This window comes from Candidatus Nitronauta litoralis, assembly GCA_015698285.1.
GTDB lineage: Bacteria > Nitrospinota > Nitrospinia > Nitrospinales > Nitrospinaceae > Nitronauta > Nitronauta litoralis.
In genome coordinates this window covers 1,816,406-1,837,019 of record CP048685.1, presented here as the reverse complement: position 1 = coordinate 1,837,019, position 20,614 = coordinate 1,816,406, and the positions used below count along the sequence as shown (strand labels likewise).

Annotated in this window: 20 protein-coding genes; 6 read left to right on the top strand and 14 right to left on the bottom strand. The window is 48.3% G+C overall.

Going from position 1 to position 20,614, the window contains the following annotated elements; genetic code table 11:
- The first annotated feature begins 5 nt into the window (after positions 1 to 5).
- Complete coding sequence (locus G3M70_08470; GenBank protein QPJ61904.1) at positions 6 to 329, top strand: hypothetical protein; 324 nt, start codon at positions 6 to 8, stop codon at positions 327 to 329.
- Between the two features lie 339 nt (positions 330 to 668).
- The gene (locus G3M70_08465) at positions 669 to 1,946 is read left to right on the top strand and encodes an ATP-dependent DNA helicase RecG (protein ID QPJ63761.1); all 1,278 of its coding nucleotides are present in this window, start codon (positions 669 to 671) and stop codon (positions 1,944 to 1,946) included.
- Positions 1,947 to 2,055: 109 nt separating this feature from the next.
- Here G3M70_08465 and G3M70_08460 read toward each other — a convergent pair whose 3' ends face one another.
- Positions 2,056 to 2,247 carry a hypothetical protein gene (locus tag G3M70_08460; protein QPJ61903.1) on the bottom strand — a complete coding sequence of 64 codons (192 nt, stop codon included), beginning with the start codon at positions 2,245 to 2,247 and terminating at the stop codon, positions 2,056 to 2,058.
- Between the two features lie 246 nt (positions 2,248 to 2,493).
- Here G3M70_08460 and G3M70_08455 point away from each other — a divergent pair, with 246 nt between their 5' ends.
- Together G3M70_08455 and G3M70_08450 are read left to right on the top strand one after the other, a co-directional pair.
- Positions 2,494 to 3,186: a cysteine hydrolase gene (locus G3M70_08455; GenBank protein ID QPJ61902.1), complete on the top strand. Its 693-nt coding sequence runs from the start codon at positions 2,494 to 2,496 to the stop codon at positions 3,184 to 3,186.
- A 233-nt stretch (positions 3,187 to 3,419) separates the two neighbouring features.
- On the top strand, positions 3,420 to 4,601 hold the full coding sequence (locus G3M70_08450) for an alkene reductase (protein QPJ61901.1): 1,182 nt from the start codon (positions 3,420 to 3,422) through the stop codon (positions 4,599 to 4,601).
- 34 nt (positions 4,602 to 4,635) lie between these two features.
- On the opposite strand, the gene G3M70_08445 is transcribed toward G3M70_08450, so the two are convergent.
- From G3M70_08445 to efp, 13 genes are all read right to left on the bottom strand, one after another.
- A complete protein-coding gene (locus G3M70_08445; protein QPJ61900.1) occupies positions 4,636 to 5,748 on the bottom strand; it encodes a deoxyhypusine synthase family protein in 1,113 nt (370 codons plus the stop codon).
- A gap of 296 nt (positions 5,749 to 6,044) precedes the next feature.
- A complete protein-coding gene (locus G3M70_08440) occupies positions 6,045 to 6,482 on the bottom strand; it encodes a peroxiredoxin (protein QPJ61899.1) in 438 nt (145 codons plus the stop codon).
- Positions 6,483 to 6,594: 112 nt separating this feature from the next.
- The gene (locus G3M70_08435) at positions 6,595 to 6,837 is read right to left on the bottom strand and encodes a DUF1232 domain-containing protein (protein ID QPJ61898.1); all 243 of its coding nucleotides are present in this window, start codon (positions 6,835 to 6,837) and stop codon (positions 6,595 to 6,597) included.
- The gene (ispD, locus tag G3M70_08430; protein QPJ61897.1) at positions 6,834 to 7,550 is read right to left on the bottom strand and encodes a 2-C-methyl-D-erythritol 4-phosphate cytidylyltransferase; all 717 of its coding nucleotides are present in this window, start codon (positions 7,548 to 7,550) and stop codon (positions 6,834 to 6,836) included. Before ispD ends, G3M70_08435 begins: the two co-directional genes overlap by 4 nt.
- A 9-nt stretch (positions 7,551 to 7,559) precedes the next feature.
- Positions 7,560 to 8,939: a DNA repair protein RadA gene (gene radA / locus G3M70_08425; protein QPJ61896.1), complete on the bottom strand. Its 1,380-nt coding sequence runs from the start codon at positions 8,937 to 8,939 to the stop codon at positions 7,560 to 7,562.
- A gap of 104 nt (positions 8,940 to 9,043) precedes the next feature.
- On the bottom strand, positions 9,044 to 10,582 hold the full coding sequence (locus G3M70_08420; GenBank protein QPJ61895.1) for a hypothetical protein: 1,539 nt from the start codon (positions 10,580 to 10,582) through the stop codon (positions 9,044 to 9,046).
- A 410-nt stretch (positions 10,583 to 10,992) separates the two neighbouring features.
- Positions 10,993 to 12,027 carry a peptidoglycan-associated lipoprotein Pal gene (pal, locus tag G3M70_08415; protein ID QPJ61894.1) on the bottom strand — a complete coding sequence of 345 codons (1,035 nt, stop codon included), beginning with the start codon at positions 12,025 to 12,027 and terminating at the stop codon, positions 10,993 to 10,995.
- A 376-nt stretch (positions 12,028 to 12,403) separates the two neighbouring features.
- Positions 12,404 to 13,756, bottom strand: a complete 1,353-nt coding sequence (gene tolB, locus G3M70_08410) for a Tol-Pal system beta propeller repeat protein TolB (protein ID QPJ61893.1) — start codon at positions 13,754 to 13,756, stop codon at positions 12,404 to 12,406.
- Positions 13,728 to 14,288 carry a TonB C-terminal domain-containing protein gene (locus tag G3M70_08405; GenBank protein QPJ61892.1) on the bottom strand — a complete coding sequence of 187 codons (561 nt, stop codon included), beginning with the start codon at positions 14,286 to 14,288 and terminating at the stop codon, positions 13,728 to 13,730. Before G3M70_08405 ends, tolB begins: the two co-directional genes overlap by 29 nt.
- Complete coding sequence (locus tag G3M70_08400) at positions 14,269 to 15,669, bottom strand: TonB C-terminal domain-containing protein (GenBank protein QPJ61891.1); 1,401 nt, start codon at positions 15,667 to 15,669, stop codon at positions 14,269 to 14,271. The genes G3M70_08405 and G3M70_08400 overlap by 20 nt, the downstream gene beginning before the upstream one ends.
- Entirely contained in the window at positions 15,666 to 16,070 is a 405-nt protein-coding gene (locus G3M70_08395; protein QPJ63760.1) for a biopolymer transporter ExbD, read from the bottom strand. The genes G3M70_08400 and G3M70_08395 overlap by 4 nt, the downstream gene beginning before the upstream one ends.
- Complete coding sequence (tolQ, locus tag G3M70_08390) at positions 16,070 to 16,822, bottom strand: protein TolQ (protein ID QPJ61890.1); 753 nt, start codon at positions 16,820 to 16,822, stop codon at positions 16,070 to 16,072. Before tolQ ends, G3M70_08395 begins: the two co-directional genes overlap by 1 nt.
- Positions 16,823 to 17,052: 230 nt before the next feature.
- Positions 17,053 to 17,625 carry an elongation factor P gene (gene efp, locus G3M70_08385; protein ID QPJ61889.1) on the bottom strand — a complete coding sequence of 191 codons (573 nt, stop codon included), beginning with the start codon at positions 17,623 to 17,625 and terminating at the stop codon, positions 17,053 to 17,055.
- A gap of 417 nt (positions 17,626 to 18,042) precedes the next feature.
- Between efp and G3M70_08380 the strand changes: the two genes are divergently transcribed.
- Both G3M70_08380 and ettA read left to right on the top strand, forming a co-directional pair.
- Entirely contained in the window at positions 18,043 to 18,690 is a 648-nt protein-coding gene (locus tag G3M70_08380) for a class I SAM-dependent methyltransferase (protein QPJ61888.1), read from the top strand.
- A gap of 24 nt (positions 18,691 to 18,714) precedes the next feature.
- Positions 18,715 to 20,391: an energy-dependent translational throttle protein EttA gene (gene ettA, locus G3M70_08375; GenBank protein QPJ61887.1), complete on the top strand. Its 1,677-nt coding sequence runs from the start codon at positions 18,715 to 18,717 to the stop codon at positions 20,389 to 20,391.
- The last annotated feature ends 223 nt before the right edge of the window (positions 20,392 to 20,614 follow it).

The window sequence follows — 20,614 nt, the reverse complement described above, 5'->3', positions numbered from 1 at the left end:
ATATCATGCCCGTATGCATGAGCGCGCGCTATCAGGTGCGCAAGGACCAACTGGAACAATGCCGTAAAACCGTTGCCCAGTTTGTGACCTATATCAAAGCCAACGAACCCTCGACTCTGCTCTACATGGCCATGCAGGAACCCGTGGACGAAACCCGCTTTCTCCACATCATGATTTTCGAAGACGAACAGGCCATCACGAAACATCAGAACTCCCCTGCAACCCGCCGCTTTGTGGAAACGATTTATCCCTCGGCAGTGGAACCCCTCGAATTCAAGGAATACAACATGCTGGGTTATAAGGGAATGGATGATATTGAATTTGATTGATAGCTGGGAAAGTACAAGTTTAATTTAAAATACCTTCCCATTCCCTTTTCCGATATTTCGGGTAAAATGGCGAGGGCGAGTTGTAAAATGTGCAATTCTTACAGGCTATAGATAGAAGGAGTCATTAACCTGCAAACGACCCAAAGGGAACCTTGAACGTTTTAATCCTTACATCTAGTTTTTTTAGCAGCTTCGGTAGGTGGGACAGGAATACCAGAAAATATGATTAATACAATAAAAATATCTGATGCAGAAAAAGACAAGCTTCTTAATATAACGGAAAGCCATTTTTGCGATCTAAAGTGTATAGAGGTTTCTCCTGGCAAATTAACCAAAGCCATTGCTGCCTTTGCAAATGCCGAAGGTGGTGATCTGTTTATAGGTATTGATGATGAACCTAGAAAATGGCGAGGATTTGACAATATTGAATCTGCTAATGCCCATATTCAGGTTTTTGAAGAGTTATTCCCGCTAAGCAATGATTTTCAATATGAATTTCTATCTAATGACGACTCCGTAGGCTTAGTTCTAAAAGTGCAAATTGCAAAATCACGCGATTTGAAAGTTGCGAGTGATACCAAAGTTTATATACGTCGTGGAGCGCAAAGTCTTCCAGTAACTGACGAGGAACGCCTACAGTCACTTCGTAGAGATAAGGGCCTCACTTCGTTTGAAACGGAACTTATTAATTGCCCAGAAGACGTTGTTAGTAATTCAGAACATATAATAGAGTTTATGCTTGAAGTGGTCCCTACTGGGGAACCAGCTTCTTGGTTAAAAAAACAAATGCTTTTATCAGATGGGAAGCCAACGGTATCAGCAATTCTGCTATTTTCAGAAGAACCTCAAGCGATTCTTCCAAAGCGTAGCGGATTAAAAATTTATAGATACAAAACTTCAAATGCAGAAGGAACTAGAGAGACTTTGGATTTTGATCCGTTATCAATTGAAGGCTGCATATATCAACAAATAATATCGTCAGTAGCAAACACAACAAGAATCATAGAGTCGGTTCGATTACAAACAAGCGATGGATTAATCCCCGTAAATTATCCACATGAAGCCATCCACGAAATCTTAACCAACGCGATAATTCACAGGGACTATTCAATTACAGACGACATTCACATAAGAATTTTTGACAATAGGGTCGAAGTGTTAAGTCCAGGGACTCTACCGGGACACGTAACAGTGGAGAACATTCTTTCTGAGCGTTTTGCTAGAAATCCGGGCTTAGTAAGGCTAATTAATAAGTTTCCTGATCCACCAAATAAAGATGTAGGTGAAGGACTAAATACAGCTTTTGAATCAATGAGAAACTTAAAACTCAAGCCACCAATTATTAAACAAGCTGGCGGCTATGTGAAAGTTACATTGAAGCATGAAACGCTAGCGACACCGGAGGAATCAATCCTCCAATATTTAATGTCAAACAAAGAAATCGCAAATAGACATGCAAGAGAAATATGTTTTATCGAATCGGAAAATAGAATGAAGCGTATTTTACAGGACCTAGTTAAAAATGGATTACTTGAGCCTGTTCCTGGCAGAACAAGATACACAGCTGCCTATCAATTAACAGATCCTGGCCGTGAAGCTGCTAAGAGATATACCTAGGGATATTTAGGTCAGTATAAAATCTTAATGCCCGCTTCTGACCGAAAGCCGCCCTCAAGTTAGCCCCCTTAGCCTTAATAAAAAAATTTTAAATCTAACGCCCCTTTTTCTAAACGACTTTCAGCTCTTTTAATTGATCGCCGTCCCATTGGACGGACAGCCGAGTGCGATTCTTTGATGCTTTTTTCTGCATGGCGTAACCGACGATAATCAGATTAAAGACCTCTTTAAATTTTTCGGGAAATGTTCTGGTTGAGGGTTGTTCCTTGAATCCGGCTTCATTGCCCTGGTGTTTCTGCATCCCGCCTCAAAATTAATGAAATTTCGCCAATCCTTAGCTTTTATTTTTTAAATCTCGTAAATAATGAAATTTCGTTAATTTTTCAACACCCCACAAAACATTCAAATTATTGTTTTTAAACGACTTATCGAACCATTTTATTTTTGGCACGGATACTGCTTTTACCTGGATGATTTTGACTCGTTATCCAAGGAATCAACCCTGAAGACACCATTATTAAATTCAAGTAAACGAAGGAGAATCACCATGCCACTTCCCAACCCAGGTATGCAGGTAGAAGCAAAAAACACGGCCCTCGTCGTCACCGACCCACAAAATGATTTTTTGAGCCCCCAGGGAGTGGCTTGGGGTGTGGTCGGAGAAAGCGTTCAGGAAAACAATACAGTCAACAATATTGAAGCTTTATTCCAGGCCGCAAAAGAAAACAGACTTCCAACTTTCATCTCTCCTCATTACTACTATCCCACCGACCATGGCTGGAAGTTCGAGGGATCCCTCGAGAAGCTAATGCACAGTATCCAGATGTTCGACCGTAAAGGTCCTCTGAATCTTGAAGGCTTTAAGGGTTCAGGTCCAGATTGGCTGGAGCGTTACAAACCGTATATTGAAAATGAAAATACCATCGTAGTTAGCCCTCACAAAGTGTATGGACCAGAAACCAACGACCTCGTTCTGCAATTGCGAAAGCGAGGAATCGACAGGGTTATTCTTGCCGGAATGTCCGCCAATCTCTGTGTCGAAAGCCACCTGAGAGAGTTACTGGAGCAGGGATTCGAAGTTGCTGTTGTTAAGGATGCAACTGCCGCCGCAAAGGTTCCGGAAGGCAATGGTTATGATGCAGCCACAACCAATTTTCGATTCCTTGCCAATACCGTCTGGTCCACTGAGGAGGCTGTAGCTTTTATTTCACAAAGAGAATTAGCAACGGCATCTTCTTAATAAACATCAGTCAACTGTCGGAAGATTTTATTCCCCCTGAGACGGAAGGGATGCAGGAGAGACCGTCACCTCTGGATATAAATGGATAAAGGAAAACCCTGTTCCGAAAACCAGTGGTTTTTCCAGTCTGTTAATTTCCAGAACCCGAGAGGCAATTCCCTTTCGTTTTAACAAATCAAGAGTCCCCCTCTTTATTGAGGGGGGTTTTACTGATACCCAAAAGGAGCGAAACCATGGCAAAACATTTATTGGAACCCGAAGTTAACAACAGTGCTCGCGAAGTTCTGGAAAATCACGACGCCCGCACTCCCTATCAAAATAGGGAATCAAAAAAATTACTCAGCCCTTTTCAAATAGGAGACCTTACGTTGAAAAACAGGGTGGTTTTGGCACCTATGACAAGAGCCCGAGCGGGAAGGGAACGAATGGCGAACGACTTAATGGAAGAATATTATGTGCAAAGGTCAACAGCAGGGCTTCTCATTTCGGAGGCTACTGTAATTTCAAAACAGGGAATCGGCTGGATCAATTCGCCAGGAATTTACAATGAAGAACAGAGCCAAGCCTGGAAAAAAATCACCAAGGCAGTTCACGACCATGAGTCAATAATATTTTTACAGTTGTGGCATACAGGTCGTGCCTCGCACAGTGCTTTCCATGATGGAGAACTCCCTGTTGCTCCTTCTGCAATAAAAATAAACGGGGAATACATACATACTCCTGAGGGGAAGAAGGATTTCGAAACCCCTCGAGCTCTCAAAGAAAGTGAAATTCCCGCAATTGTCGAAGACCACAGAAAAGGGGCCATTAGGGCTAAGGAGGCGGGTTTCGATGGAATAGAAATCCATAGCGCAAATGGATACCTCCTGGATCAATTTCTGCAATCTAAAACCAACAAACGCACAGACCGATACGGGGGAAGTTTGGAGAATCGTTGTCGATTACTACTTGAAATAGTGACGGCGGTAACAGAAGTCTGGCCAGCGAACAGAGTGGGAGTCCGGCTAAGTCCAAATGGAAATTTTAACGACATGGGTTCTGTTGATTTCAGGGAAACATTTATCTATTTAGCAAGGCAACTGGATAAAACTGGATTGGCCTACCTTCATGTCATTGATGGTCTTGCATTTGGTTTTCATGAACTTGGAGAGCCCATGGTGTTAAATGAATTCCGGGAAGTTTTTTCAGGGCCAATCATAGGAAACTGTGGCTATACTCAGGAAACAGCAGAAAACGCTGTTAAGGAAAACAAAGCTGATTTGATAGCATTTGGCCGTCACTTTATCAGTAATCCCGATCTTGTAGATCGATTTCGAAACGGTTGGCCTCTAGCCGAGGAAGCTGATATGAGTTCGTGGTATTCTTTTGAAAAGAAAGGCTATACCGATTTTAAATTCTATATGGATGAGTCCTGAGTACTAAAATTTTTGCGGGCAAAGAATAGTAAATCTAACGGGCTTTCTTCTTAACCACTTTCAGTTCTTTTAATTTGTCGCCATTCCATTTGATCGAAAGTCGGGAGCGGGCTTTGGCTGCTTTTTTCTGCATGGCGTAGCCGGCGATAAGAGGGAGGGAGACACTGGGCTCGACAAAGGCCTGGCAGAAGTTGGCCTTCTTGTTGATTTTCCCCCAGGACTGCGCTTCGGCCAGGGTACTGCCGCTCAACCCGCCCCAGTGCGGGGAATCGGTGGTCATTTGCAGTGCGTACTTGTGTCCGCCGGTACTTTTGCCAAAAACATAAGACATCACAATCGAATCGTTAATATAATTTTTAGGCACCCCGCCTGCGACATAAAACGCGGCGGTGCGTTTGGACTTCACCACCATCTGTGTGATTTCGTAATTATCGCGGATCGTATCGATGGTGATGGGCTGTCTTCCGTTTTTCTTCGCCTGGAAGTAATGCTCGGTCAGGCCTATCCCGATACTCGAATCACTGATCGCAGGACAAAAGATGGGCACGCCTTTCTTACGGGCTGTCACCAGAATCGAATTCTTGTCGTCTACCACCTCAGACAATTTACCAATGAATTCCCGGGACGAATACGAACGCGGCTCCAGACTGTCTGCAAATTCCCCAATGAGCGAATCGAATTCAGCAAACTTCTCTTCGTCGACATAGGTGTCGTAAATCCGGTTGATCAACAGGTCGCGAAGAACCGTGTCGTCTGCTTCTGCCGAGCCGCGAAAATGCTGGGCGCCCAGGGCCTGATAAAAATCCTGGTAGAGAATGGCACCGGTTGAAACAATCACGTCCACCATGTTGTGGTGGATCATGTCGCGCAACACCTTCCTCAAGCCTGCGGCGATGAGGGGTCCGGCCAGACCCAGCATGATAGTGGGTCGTTCTTTATCCTGAAGCATACGGACGAAAATATCTGCGCAGGTGCCTACGTTGCGGGCCTGGATGGAAGAGTCTTTATAGGCATCGACAAGGTCGGCGACATTTTTGATCTTGTCGAAATCGACCTGGGAAATCGGTTCGCGCATGATGGAACGCTTGGTGCTGCGTTCCTTCTGACTCAGCTTATTGACGAACTTAATATAATCCTTGTAGGCCATTTCAACTCCAGTGTTAAAAAACCCGTATAGTATCTGCCCCGGCCTTGGTGGTCAAGCCTCGGCTTTGTTTATTCACTGAGATTACGGGATGCGTGTTATTTAATACGGAGCATTAATAAATCAAAAAAAACGGAAATTTTATCTAAACTTCCTCTCCTTAATATAGGAAAGGATACAGGGGAGGTTGTATTCATGCCCCCTCCCACACCCTCCCCTTACAAGGGGAGGGAAAAAATTAAACCTTTCGATTTATCCCCACCTATACAGGATTTTGATCTTCTACAAATTCATCCCGCTCACAGGCGTGAGCACAAATCACTGGAATGGGTTTTGGTGTCCACCTCTTCAATCGCTTCGGCAATTATTCCCTGCTCGTCGATCACGTAAGTGATCCGGTTGGCGTAGCCATCGTCCTTGCTCTGAATGGCATGATACGCCATGGAAATTTCGCGGCCCACATCACACAACAACGGATAAGGAAATTCAAACTTTTCCGCGAAGGCCTTGTTGTCGGCTTCATTGTCCAGGCTGACCCCTAACACCTGCGTGTTTTTGGCCTGAAGTTTCATATAGTCATCCCGGAAGCCTTTTCCTTCCATCGTACAGCCGGGGGTGTCCGCCTTTGGATAAAACCAGAGGATGACCTTCTTTCCGCGCAGTTCCTTAAGGTTAATGCGGTTGCCGTTGTGATCGTTGACCAGGAAATCGGGGGCTTCTGTACCTACGGATAACATGGGGATTCTCCTTCCAGTGATTTTTCGAAAAATGAGTTGGGCCAGGTAACGGATGGCGTATTTGTTGATCAAGGATTAGATGCCATTTCAGAGGAAGCGGAGCAAATGAAAATCATTTCCTGTCGTTTTCCGGGGAATCTTTTTCATCAGGCTCTTTAATTCCCTTACGGAGAAAACCGGTGAGATCCACTCCATAATAGCGAAGCGCGGCCAGCAGGACAGCAGCGGCGGTACCTTCATCGAGATTACCAATTATCGGCATGTTGTCCGGAATGATTTCAATAATTCCTGCGCCTGGATTTACCAAGTATATCAGGCTGACCAGGCCAGCCATTGCCACCAGAAAACTTTTCATTGCGTCTGCCTCACATAGTCCTGCCAGAAAGCGGCGATGCGTTGTCCCAGCACCAGATCTTCAGGACGGGTGATCTTGATATTGAACTCGGAGCCGGTCACCAGTTTTACCGGCCGCCCGATACGTTCTACCAGCATACCTTCATCGGTGCCATAAAATCCATCGGACCGGGCCTGGTCGAATGCTTCTTTTAAAACCGGACGGGAAAATGTCTGTGGAGTTTGCATACGCCACAAACCCTGGCGGTCCACCGTCTCGGACACCACGCCTTTTTCGTCTGCGCGTTTCAAAGTGTCGCTCACAGGAATAGCACAGATTGCACCACCTTCCGCGTGCGCGGTTTCGATGGATTGATACAGCATCTCGTAAGTCACAAACGGGCGGACCCCGTCGTGAACCAGCACGATATCGGCTTCCGGACCCAGGGCATCCAACCCGTTGCCAACGGAGTCCTGTCGTTCAGAACCCCCGGCCACCACGCGGGTCAGCCAGCCATCAAACCTTTTATAGTCCTGCTCTACCTGTGTTACCGAGTCTGCTGGCACCACCAATACCACTTCATCGAGCAGACCGGTCGTCTTGAAATTTTCGAGTGTATGTTCGAGGATCGGTTTCCCATTCAGTTCCAGAAACTGTTTGGGTACATCCCCCCCAATACGAACACCTCGTCCGCCTGCGGTGATGATCGCTGCAACATGTTGCCAACCGCTCATGTTTTCATCCTATTCAAACACGGTATCGAAAGTCTGTTCCAGAGAGGCCACCTGCACCAACTGTAATCCGGCTGGCGGCTTGAGGTTGGCGTTCTTGTTCACCTTGGGCACCAGACAACGGGTGAAACCCAGGCGGGACGCTTCATGCAAGCGGATTTCAAGCTGACCTACCGAACGTACCTCTCCGGTCAACCCCACCTCGCCAATCAACACGGTCGAAGGATCAATCGCTTTGTTCTGAAAACTGCCGGCGATGGCGACCGCCAACCCGAGATCAATTCCCGGTTCCGCCACTTTTAATCCTCCCGCAATATTGACGAAAATGTCTTCACCCTGCAAGTGCAATCCCAGCCGTTTTTCAAGGATGGCCACCAGCAGGGACATGCGGTTGGGATCAACACCCGAGGCCATGCGGCGGGGTATGCCTACCGATGCGGAGGAGCTGACCAGGGCCTGCACTTCGACCAGCAGTGGACGCGTTCCTTCCAGGGTGGTGACAATAACGGAACCCGGACTCTCTGCCGGTCGTTCCGCCAGAAACAATTCAGAAGGATTTTCCACCGGCCTCAAGCCTTCGTCGCTCATCTCGAACACCCCCATCTCGGGTGTTGCGCCAAAACGATTTTTGATCGCTCTTAAAATTCTGAAATGATTGCCGCGTTCCCCTTCGAAGTAGAGCACCGTGTCGACAATATGCTCAAGCGATTTGGGTCCGGCAATCGCTCCTTCTTTTGTAATGTGACCGATGATCCAGACTGGCAGTCCGCGGCTTTTGCATTCCTGAAATACCTTGAAAGCCACCTCGCGCACCTGCCCCACACTGCCCGGAGCTGAAGGGAGATCTGCTGTGTGAAAAGTCTGAATGGAATCGAGCACAAGAACAGACGGGTTCTCTTCATCAAGAACACGAAGAATATCTTCCAGGCAGATTTCAGAAAAAACGCGAAAGTTTTCGGAAAGGCGGTTGAGCCGGCTGGCTCTCAGTTGGATTTGTTCGGGAGATTCTTCGCCGGAAACATAGAGTACCGGATTGCCTGCATTGGCCATTTCAAACAGGCTTTGCAACACCAGAGTAGATTTTCCAATCCCTGGATCACCACCCAGAAGGATCAGGGAACCGGGGACCAGGCCGCCGCCCAGAACCCGATCGAGTTCGCCGATTCCGGAGCCTAATCGCGTAGACGAGGCCGGGGCAACATCCGTGATCGACATTACTTTGGGAGGCGCGGTAGTGTTGGAACGGCTGCGCAGTTTAGCAGAGGAAGAGGCTGGGCGAGTGACCTCCTCGGCAAAGGTGTTCCAATCGCCGCACTCCGGGCACTTGCCTAGCCACTTGGGGACTTTGTGACCACAGCTCTGGCAAACGTATTCAGTTTTTGTTCGTGCCATAGTGCAGCAAAAAATTTTGAAGAGGGCAGCACCTTCATGCCCTGTTAAAAAACATCAGCGACTTGTTGCTGTACGTGCTGCTTCCGCCCGTGACTCAACAGGTCCTACGGTTTCAGGGCCTTAAGGATAGCATCATTACGTGAAATGTTGACATTAGCTTTCTTCCTTAAATCAACGAGAGCATCCTTGAATACCTGATTGCCTTTGAGGATTTGTTCCATCCTTGCGGAAGTTCCGGACACCGCTTTTTCCACCTGCAGACTTGCCGACAACACCTGCCCGGATTGCGCAGAAGAAGCGATGACCGCTTTACGAACTTCGTTCTGCCCATTGATCAGCTGGTTCAACTTCTGCTCTTCACCCGAAACCATCTTGTGAACCTGCCCGAGGCCGAGGATTATATTCTCGATCTTCTGTTTGTCTCCTGCGAGGGCTGTTTGGATCTGACCCTGGCCTGTGATCAAGTGGTCAAACTTCTGTTGCTCCTGCGCCATGGCTTTCAGGATGTCAATGAGTTTCCCCAGCTTCTGGTTGTTCAACTGCACATCGCCCTGACCCGTTTCAAGCTTTCCTCCAAGCTGGTTCAGCCGTTCTCCCACCTGGCCGGAACGCGTTAGCATCGCCTGGGTTGTTTCGACCAGTTTGTTAAAACGCTCGGTGATTTGTACCTGACCGGACTGTATCGCTCCTACCTGGTCAGCGATATGTTTTTGTCCACCCAGCATATTGGATTGTAAGGCCGCCTGGCCATTGGCTATCACATCCAGTTTGGGATCGAGTATGTCCTTGAGTGCTCCGATAGCATCCCGTGTCAACTTGATATTCCCTCCGGCCTTGGACATTTCAGTACCAATGGAAGCGACAGCGGCTTGGACTTTTTCCTGTTCCGTGAATCCTTTTTTGAGTACACGGGTGATGGTATCCGTGTTGGCGTTGACCACGCGATTATTGGATTCAATCGAAACAAAACCTGCATTCAATGCCTGAGAGTTAGCGGTAATCATTTGCTGAAGACTGTCCAGACGGGTATTGAGTGTTTGGAACTGATTGGCATTGGCGTCCACAATTTTGGTCAGTTGGCCGATTACTTTTACGGTCATGTCGGCCTGCTTGTCCATTTGGAGCTTCATCGCATCCAGCGCGGCCTGGTTATTCTGGGTCATCTGATCGAACTGACCCTGGTTGGATGCGGCGAGTTGCTCCATATCCTGCGCCATCCCCTGGCGGAGTTGGTCAAATTTAGCAGCCACATCGACTTTAAATCCGTTCATCTCGCCTTTTTGCAGGTCCGCCTGCCGGGTCATTTCACCCTGAACGAACGTTTCGATCTGCCCAATACGTGCCTGCACCGAAGTCAATTGCTCCGACTGGTTGGATCTCAGTTCTTCCATTTTTCCCTGGATAGAAGGCAACATGCTGCGCAGGCTTCCAACCTGATCCATCATTTCAGCCTGATTGTGGTGCAACGTCGGCAAATCCTTGTTGTGCAATGACACCAGCCGGGCATTAATTTTTTTTAGTTCAATTAAAACTTTCTCCCAGTTTTTTTCATCACTGCCAAATAACTGGGCTGAAGAGGGATTCACCCCCAAAACCAAAGACAGGAAAGTACAGATCCAAAAAAAGTTAAAAAGGCGTTTCATAGTTCACTTCCGGAAAGGAGTTGACGATGGGGTGCTTGCGCACCGCTGACGGGAAACATGGAACAGACATTCTTGAGGTTTAAGTTTGGTTCTTTGCTGCGGTGGGGATTGAATTTAATTAATTGCCGGGGAAATCCCCTGAGAATTTTTAGCGTACCACGAAATGCCTGAAGATTCTAAAATCTAAAGTCAGCTAAATTGAAGGCCCAGCCTGACTTTTGGAGAAAACCGGGAAACTGACTTTTCTTTCTCAACAGATGAGGTGTTATTTGGCGTCAAAAAAATTTCTTGAACGATTACAGGCATCTTAACGCACACCGGACAGGGCAAAAAAAATCGGCCGCAATGAGAACATCCCCATTGCGGCCGAACGACGAAGAGAACTAATGATAGTGTTGTCGGTGAAACGACTAACGAGCAACCATGAAATGAGCGCGCCGGTTTTCATTCCAGCAGGCATCATTGCTATCAAAGCAAAATGGTTTTTCCTCGCCATAGCTGATGGTAAAAATGCGGTTGGCATCAACACCCAGGGCTGTGAGGAATTTCTTGGTGCTCAGAGCACGGCGTTCACCCAGTCCGAGATTGTAGTTATTTGTTCCGCGTTCATCACAATGCCCCTGAATTTCGATTCGAGCCGACGGATTGGACTTCATCCATTCAGCATTGGTGCGCAGAATCTGCTTACTTTCCTCTGTAAGATCGTATTGATCGTAGGCAAAATGGATATCACTCAAATCCGTGGTATCAGTAAAATCTGCCAGACGGGCTTCTTGTGGATCCATGCCTCCCATACCCCCAGAGCTACCAGCACCTACGGAAGATCCTGTGGAGCCACCGTTTGGACCTTCATGAAAAGGATGATGGGTTCCAGCCGGATGATCCAGTTTCGAAGTGCCCTCTCCAAGAGGCCCGGTACCACCAGCCTGGGCTCCTGTGCCGAAATTATCGAACGAACCGCCACTTGAATCCGAAGAGGCCATGCCATCCCTCGGAGCTTTCCCGGTATATCCATCTCCAGGCATCCCGGAGCCTGAACCGAAATCCTGATCACCGCTGCCAGAGAATTCAGGTCCGGAGCCTGCATGACCCATGTCACTTTCGGCAATATTTCCTTCCTGAATAAACATCGGGTCACCGGCACCGTTGGAACCACTGCTTCCAGAAAAACCTTCATTCTGCTCATTGATATTAAAACCCTGTCCTGCAGAACCACCTTCAATCGGGCTTCCGCTTCCACCGGCATTTCCGCCTCCAACATTACCCTCATTGATGCCGCCGCCATTATCAGACAGCCCGGTCATCATGCCGGAGCCGCCATTATTTGCCTCAATCTCAGGCGGTAACAATTGCTTGGAGCACCCTGCGGCAAATCCCGTTACCAGCAGTGCCATTCCAAGACCGATAATGCTTCTTGTAAAACTTTTCTTCGTCGTCAACTTCATAGCTTTGGACCTCTTTGAAAATTTGAAAGTTGGAAATCCAAGAGAACAGCCTATCCACACCGGGTATCCGACCCGTATCTGGAGGCCGAACCATGATCCAGATTTCCGTCAAACTGGAAATATTAATTTAAACAAATTTTAAGAAATTTAACCTCATTAAACCACTCCCCGCGGGAGATTGGGAAACCCACACACCCCTTTTCCGGGGATTCGTCACAAGCAATTAATTCAAAGGGTTGCGGGTACCCAGCCATTATTTTAAAGCAAATCGGGTTTTCGTACAAGCCCTTCTACGTAAACATATTTATTCCCCTTGTAAATGTAAGAGGGCTGAAACCCCTGATTTTTCAAAAGTTTTGGACCTCACCACTTTTTTCTACCGTGAATAGGGTGACCAGGTTGGACTCAACGCTGTCAACGGCGGAAACGTCAAGGAACGGCTTTTTTTCGATCCCACACGTTTAATATGGATGGTCGAGTTTCCGCCTTTTTCCACCCGGTAGGCCACAAACTGTCCATCCGGGGACCAGGCTGGCGCTTCTTTATTTCCCCCTCCGGTCGTCAGGTCATAAGTCTGGTTTTTTTCCAGATCGTATATCTTGACCTGGAACTTGCGGTTCACTAAAGCGGTATAGGCAATCTTGTCACCGGTTGGTGACCACGCCGGATTGTCATTATAGGAAGCAGAAAATGAAATCCGCTTCACCCCACCACTATCGCCCGAACGGGCATCCATAATAAAAATCTGTGGAGCACCGGTTCCGGATCGGTCCGAAGCGAAAGCAATTTTTCTTCCGTCCGGAGACCACGCCGGGGAAGTGTCGATATTGAAGTGCTTGGTGAGCCGTTTGAGATTAGCAAATTTGTCGAGCAGATAAATCTCGGAGTTTTGATCCTTACTGAGCACCAGCGCAATTTTCTCTCCATCGGGAGACCACGCGGGCGCGCTGTTAAGACCGGGAAGTTGCAACAACACTTTCCGTTTTTTACCTGAGCGATCAACCATCACCAGATCAGGGTTGTGATCGCGATAGGAAGTAAACACAATGGCTTTCCCATCCGGAGACCAGTCGGGCGCCAGCATGACCGATTGTTCACGCGTCACCTTCTTCAAGTTGTAACCATCGAAATCCACCACATACATTTCTTTTCCACTTTTTCCCTGCTGCGCCAGAAAAGCGATCTGGGTTTCCGCAACCCCACGCTTGCCGGTCAATTGAGCCATGACTTCGTCTGCAAAGCGATGCATCATACGCCTGACCCACTGGCGCTTGCCCCGATACCGTTTGCCTACAATGAAACGTTCGTTGACCACGTCATAAAGCCGAAAGATAAAAACATTGCTGCCGGAACTGGCAACCTGGTACTGGGTCTTAATCAACCATTGCACACCGAGACCATTCCATTCGGAATAGTCGACCTTGCCAGTTCCACGCTCTCGAGAAGCCTGCGAACTGTAGGCGCTGTGGCGTACGGGCTGAAACAACTCAAACAACTTGAGATCGTTCTCTAGAATTTCGCGACCCTCACGACCCAGACCGCTGGAATCACTGCTGCCCTTTAACTGTTCAAATTCAGGCACAGCAATACGGACTTCCGGCTGGGTCTCCATTGAAAGGTCAATGAGAACATCAGATTGCGCAAAAACCAGCTTCGTGCCGAAAATCAATGTGGCTATAAATAAACCGCTTTGTAGCAGATTAAAAAAACTCTTCTTTCGAAAGCTCATTTTCCTGGAATTCTTCTTCATAATAGACATAGTCAAAGTGGACGACAATTTTAAGGTTAGGTTCCCTGAGTTCCTTTGGAAATGGCGGGAACGGTTCAGAAGCTCGAATGGCTTCAAGGGCCAGATGATCCAATTTTTTATTCCCTGAACTTTGCACCAGGGTCGGGTGGTCTATGTTTCCCTTTGGGAAAACCCGAACCGAGGCAAGTAAACGGGCATTCGCCGCGCCTTCCGGTGAACCCCAGTTTTTAAATATCTTGTCCTTCACCTCGTGCACATACTTTGAAAACAAAAGTGCTCCGACAAGGGACATTTTCGATATGTCTACCGGGTCCTCCAGATAATCGGGAGGAACAGATTCCGGTGCTGAAGGACCGGACTGACTTATCGAAATATCCTCCTCGGCTTCCAGTGGAGCTGCTTGTTCAATATAAGCATCGGACTCCGCCACAACCTGTTGGCAGTCTCCAAACAGCACTGCCGTCAATAAACAGGCAGAAACCAGACTTGCCCTACTCTTCCTGGTAAACATAACGAAAATGAACGACGATGTGGAGATTCGGCTCCTTCAATTCCTTTGGGAATGGAGGAAACGGTTCAGACGCGCTGATCGCTCGAAGCGCAAGATTATCCAGCACTTCATTTCCAGAACTTTGAACGAGTGATGGACGATCAATTTTCCCGGCAGGGAAAACGACAAAGGAAGCGCGCACCTGGTTATGCTCTGCCCCAACAGGGCTTTTCCAATTGCTATAGACAATTTCCTGAATCGTCGCCACATATTCAGAAAGCCGGTCAGCTTCAGGAGACCCCCCCGCCGGTGGCTTGGTCAGCTTCATTGGCAATGTAGCCACGACATAATTTTTGGTCGGATCCAGGGCACTAAGTCCGCGCGTCTGACTTTTAAACGCGGGAGCAGAGGAGTCCTTTTTTGCCGGAGCGCCCACTTTGATATCCACCTTGATTTCGCCCTCACTGAGGGAAGCCAGCTCCTGCTTGATACTCTCCATCTCCCTGGTCTGGGCAACCCCGGAATTTGCCGGCAAAGTTTTAGGTATGGTCGCGGGTGACGGGATCACCGTCCGCTCCGCCCTTAACTGGGAAATTGACTCCAGGTCTTCCATTACCTTGGGACGGGACTTACTGGCTCCTGACGCAACCACCGGATTTGCCTCTGCCTCGGTAGCCAGCAACTCCTGAAACTTTTTATGTTTCTCTGCTGCAATGCTTGCCGAAGCATTCGGAAATTTTTCCAGAGCCGGTACCTCGATCTGTGTCCTGCGGGTCACCCTGGGAGAAATATTTGAGGCTTTCAAGGCCTCAAGTTCCCTGACCTGCTCTTCTAAAAATGAGTCCGTCTTTTTGGGCTTTACAGGAACCGCTTTTTTCTTGGGAAGCGATGCCACCTGGTCCAATTCCTTGAACAGGTCTTTCGATTGAGACGCTGGAGGCACGATCACGGGCCTTGGAGCCGGAGCAGGCTTCTCTGGAATTTTCTTAACCGAACGGACGGGTGTTTTTTTGGGTTTGGCCACCGGTTTTGCCGATTGGCTTTTAACCGGTGCCGGCTTCTTGATTTTACTCGGCTTCTTGACCGCTACTTTCTTCACCGGTTTCGCGGAGGCGGCTTTTTTTATTGGCTTTGCAATCGGTTTTTTAGCCAATGGCGGTGGTTGCTTCTGGACCGCTGGTTTCACTTTAGTCTCGACAGGCCTGGGCGGCACCGGCCTGGAGGGTTTCACTCCCGGATTTTCGATAAACTTTACCTGCAGGGTTGCGGGCTTCACCACCTTGTTTTTCCAGTTGGATGTCGGGATGAACATAATGCTCCCTAGAATCAGGCAATGAATAAAGACCGAGAGCACCAGCATCTCGTTGTATCTGGAAACAGGTTGGGGTTGTGCGTGACTCATTGTTCAGGTTCAGTGATCATGCCAATATTCTGTACGCCGGCACGGCGAATGGTGGCCATGACTTTCATCACAAATCCGTAATCCAGTGACTGGTCTGCCCTGAAATAAATCGCCCCATCCTTTTTGGAAGACTGGTACCGCTTAAGCTTTTCGGTCAGGTTTGGCAAGGTAGAAACCTTGTCTTTATCCCAGTAAATTGACCGGTTGGGTTTCAGGGAAATCGTCGGGGTCTTGTCCGATACCTGCACCGCTGACGTTGTCTCCTGTGGCAGTTCAATATCGATACCGTGTTGCATCAAGGGTGCGGTGATCATGAAAATGACCAGCAGCACCAGCATCACATCGACCAACGGCGTCACATTGATATCAGCCATTAACCTGTAATCGCGATCACGCCGCATCATTCCACCGACATTTCAGTTTCAGGTTGACGCCGTACCTTCGACGGCTCCATGAAGTTTTTCTCAGCCATGTAGGCGAAGTCTCGGGAAAAGTCATCCATCACTCCGCCAAGAATTCTCACGCGGTTGTTCAGCAGGTTATAAAAGATTACGGCAGGAATGGCGGCCAAAAGACCGGCGGCAGTGGCGATAAGGGCTTCTGCGATACCCGGCGCAACTCCGCCAATACTGGCCGAACCCTTGACACCAATCACCCGGAACGAATGCATGATGCCCCAGACCGTTCCGAACAATCCAATGAAAGGAGTTGTGCTGCCGGTGGTCGCCAGAACATCCAGTTTGCCCGACAGCCGCTCCACTTCCCGATTGACGGCTTTGTTGAGCGCAAGCTCAATTCCTTTTAAATCAACCTGACTCAGCACATCCGATCCGTTTTTTCTTTCGTCTCGGGCCATCTCCTGGAACACATACAATTCGTGGTAACCGGTCAGGAAGACACGCGCTACAGGGCTGTGTTTCAGCTCCCGCGACAGGTTATAAATATTGGTAAGGCTTTCACTCTTGTGAAAGACGTCGAGGAATTTTTTATCTTCTTTCTGAGCCTTGCGAAACCCCGACCATTTGGTCAGGATAATGGCCCAGGAAACGACAGAGAAGATAACCAGAAGAATCAGGACGGCCTGCGCAACCCAACTGGATCGCAAAACCATTTCCATAATACCGAGAGGAGCAACGGAACCAATTTCAGGCATGGGTGAGTTTCCTAATGATGTGTCAAACGGGGGGACGGCGTATTGCAAGCCTGGTAATCCCACAGATGATCTGCAGAACGTCAGTCTAGTTTACTCCGTATTCAACGCCAATTCAATGCAACAAAAAAAAGAATAACACGTTTTTCTTCAAAGAGTTGAACTACAGGGGGTAGGCGAGGTTTTTAACGTGGACGCGGACCGGGCATTTAACTCAACGGAAGAAAAACCCCTTATCCCTTGGCCCGCTCCTGATACTGGCCGGATGTAGTTGAAACTTTCACCTTTTCGCCAACTTCGATGAAGTTCGGAACGGTGACGACAAGTCCGGTTTCCAGGGTCGCCGGTTTGCCACTGCCAGAGGCGGTGGCTCCTTTGAGAGGCGGCTCGGTGTCGGTTACGATCAGTTCAACTGTTTCCGGCAGATCGATACCGATGGGTTTTTCATCATGAAACTCGACCACCACTTTTGTGTTGGGAAGCAGGTAGGCTTTTACCCCTTCAACTGCCGATTCATCCAGAAACAACTGGTCGTAAGTCTCACAATTCATGAAACAATAGCCGGAAGTATCCTGATAGAGGTATTCCATTTCGATCTGTTCCAGACTGGCGCGTTCCACCTGTTCGTCCGCGCGGAACTTCACTTCTGTCTGATTACCATTATTTAAATTGCGCAGCTTGGCCTGGCAAAAGGCCCGCTTGTTGCCCGGTGTGCGGTGTTCCGCCGACATGACGCGGTAAAGATCCTTATTATAGATAATGACATAGCCAGGGCGGATGCCGTTGCCGTTGACGTAAGCTACCATTTCGATTCCTGATAAAAGAGTTTTAAAAGTTAAATTATTTGATCCGTGATTTCGGATTATAGCCCGGCCCCAGCGCGTTTTCCAATGAATAAAAACGATACATCTCATTGGACATCTTCAATGGAAGATTTTTGAGAAAACAAAGCAATACCAGACTCAAACAATCTCTACTTACAAAAGAAGGTCTTTGTAAAAGAAAATAAAAACCCAGGTTTTCTTACAATATTCTTCCCCTCCTTTTAAAAGGAGGGGATACAGGGGAGGTTGTATTGATAACCCCTCCCGCACCCTCCCCTTTAAAGGGGAGGGGATAACAGAACAACTTTCTAAAACTCGACAATTCTTAATTTATAAAGTTATACGGCCTTACACAAATGTCTCCTTACCAATATCCATTAAATGTGGCAAAATCCTCACATGAACTGCCCGCTTTGTAATGGCCCGGCCGACCGGTTTCATCATTCGCGTGATCGCGACTTTTTTCTCTGCACCCAATGTCACTACATTTTTGTCCCTTCGAGTCACCATCTTTCACCTGGCGAGGAAAAGAAACGCTATCTCGAACATGAAAACAGTCTGGAGAATGAGGGCTATGTCCAAATGTTCGAAACCAAACTGGACCTTTTAAAAAAATACGGACCGAAGTCCGGCACGGTACTGGACTTTGGCTGCGGCTACGAACCGGTCCTGAAAACTCTATTGGAAAGACAGGGCTACTCAGCTTCGGTCTACGACAAATTTTTCTTTCCCGATTGGGACGCTGGCAAACAATTTGATGCGGTCATTTCAACGGAAACGTTCGAGCATCTGGATTCACCGGCATCAGAAATCGATCGTATTCTGGGTGTTCTCAAACCGGGTGGGTATCTGGCCATCATGACCCGATTTTATCCGGAGACCGGTGGCAAACCGGACCTTGAAATTTTCAAAGACTGGTATTATAAAAACGATCCAACCCATATCGGGTTTTACGGCAGCGGGACGCTCCAATGGCTCGCTGATAACTGCGCGATCGAACTCGTTTATCGAGACGATCTGGACTTTGTCCTTTACCGCACCTCTTAACCTCACTCCCCGAAACCAAACATCATGGCAGGCGAATACATTTTCTCCATCAGTCAACTGACCAAAACCTACGGACATAAAAAGGTCCTGGAAAATATCAACCTCAGTTTTTACCACGGAGCCAAAATCGGCATCGTCGGCGAAAACGGCTCCGGCAAAACCACCCTGCTTCGCATCATGGGGCAGGAAGACAAGGAATTCGATGGCCGGGCGGAACCCCTGAAGGGAACCAAAATCGGTTTCCTTCATCAGGAACCCCATCTCGACAAGGACAAAACCGTCCGGCAGGTTGTTGAAGAAGCATTCAGCGACATCAAAAAAATGATCGACGAATTCAATGAGGTCAGCGCCAGCATGGCCAATCCCATGGAAGACGACGAGATGGAAAAAGCCATGGAAAAGATGGGGCGACTGCAGGATGAAATCGATGCGGTCAACGGATGGGAACTGGACCGTCAGGTCGAGATTGCGATGGATGCTCTGGTTCTCCCGGCGGATGATCAGCCAGCGGGAACGCTCTCCGGAGGTGAAGCCCGGCGTGTTGCCCTATGCCGACTCCTTTTGCAGAAACCGGACATCATCCTGCTGGATGAGCCGACCAACCATCTGGATGCAGAAACGGTGGCCTGGCTGGAGAACACGCTGCAGGAATTCCCGGGCAACGTTCTGGTCTCGACCCATGACCGTTACTTCCTCGACAACATCACCAAATGGATTCTTGAACTCGACAACGGAAGAGGTATTCCGTTTGAAGGCAACTACTCTTCCTGGCTGGAACAAAAATCTGAACGCCTGCGGCAAAAAGACAAGGCCGCCTCCGGCATGCAAAAACGACTTGAGAAAGAACTCGAATGGATTCGCGCTACTCCGGCAGGTCGTCGTGGCAAAAACAAAAGCCGCATCAGCGATTACGAAAAACTTTCGCAAAGCCAGCAGACAGCGGACGACAACTCGCTCGACATCCAGATACAACCCGGCCCGAACCTCGGCGAGAAAGTTATCGTCGCCAGCGGACTTTGCAAAGGGTTCAACGGCAACCCACTGATTGAGGGACTCGACTTTTCCATTCCGCGCGGCGCGATCGTCGGTTTGATCGGACCTAACGGCACCGGCAAGACCACATTGTTCCGCATGATCGTTGGCGAAGAGAAACCCGACGCCGGCACACTGGAAGTCGGTTCAAGCGTCGCCTTGTCCTATGTCGATCAGCATCGTGACGACCTGGCCTCCGACAAAACCGTGTTTGAAGAAATCACACAGGGTGATGAAGAAATCGAAATCGCCGGACGCAAACTGAAATCACGCGCCTACGTATCGCGTTTTAACTTTCGCGGCACCGATCAACAGAAAGAAGTCGGCAAACTTTCGGGTGGTGAAAGAAACCGCGTACACCTCGCCAAACTACTGCGTCGATCCGGCAACGTGCTGCTGCTGGATGAACCGACCAACGACCTCGACGTGACGACATTGAGCAATCTGGAAAACGCCATCCTTAATTTCAACGGATGCGTACTCGTCATCAGCCATGACCGGTTTTTTCTGGACCGCATCTGCACGCACCTGCTCGTGTTTGAGGGTGATAACAAAGTTCGCTGGTATGAGGGGAATTTTGAAGAGTATCAGCAAACGCGCAAGAAAGAACTCGGCGGCCGCGAAGAAAATAGACGGTCAAAGTATAAGAAGCTGACGTTACAAAAGTAGCCTCCGCAAGGTCTGCAAATCAATGTGTGGGGATTTCTTTTTCATGACTACCATTTCACAAGACAGACTGAAGATGAAAAACCCCCCTGGCTTCGCCTTCCCCCTTTACAAGGGGGAATATTGTCCTACCCCCATAAAACCCAAGGCTAGATTCTTCACTTCGCTGAGCGGAGCCTACTATAAGTTTAGTAATTATAAATTTAATGTGTTTTTTTGCGCATTT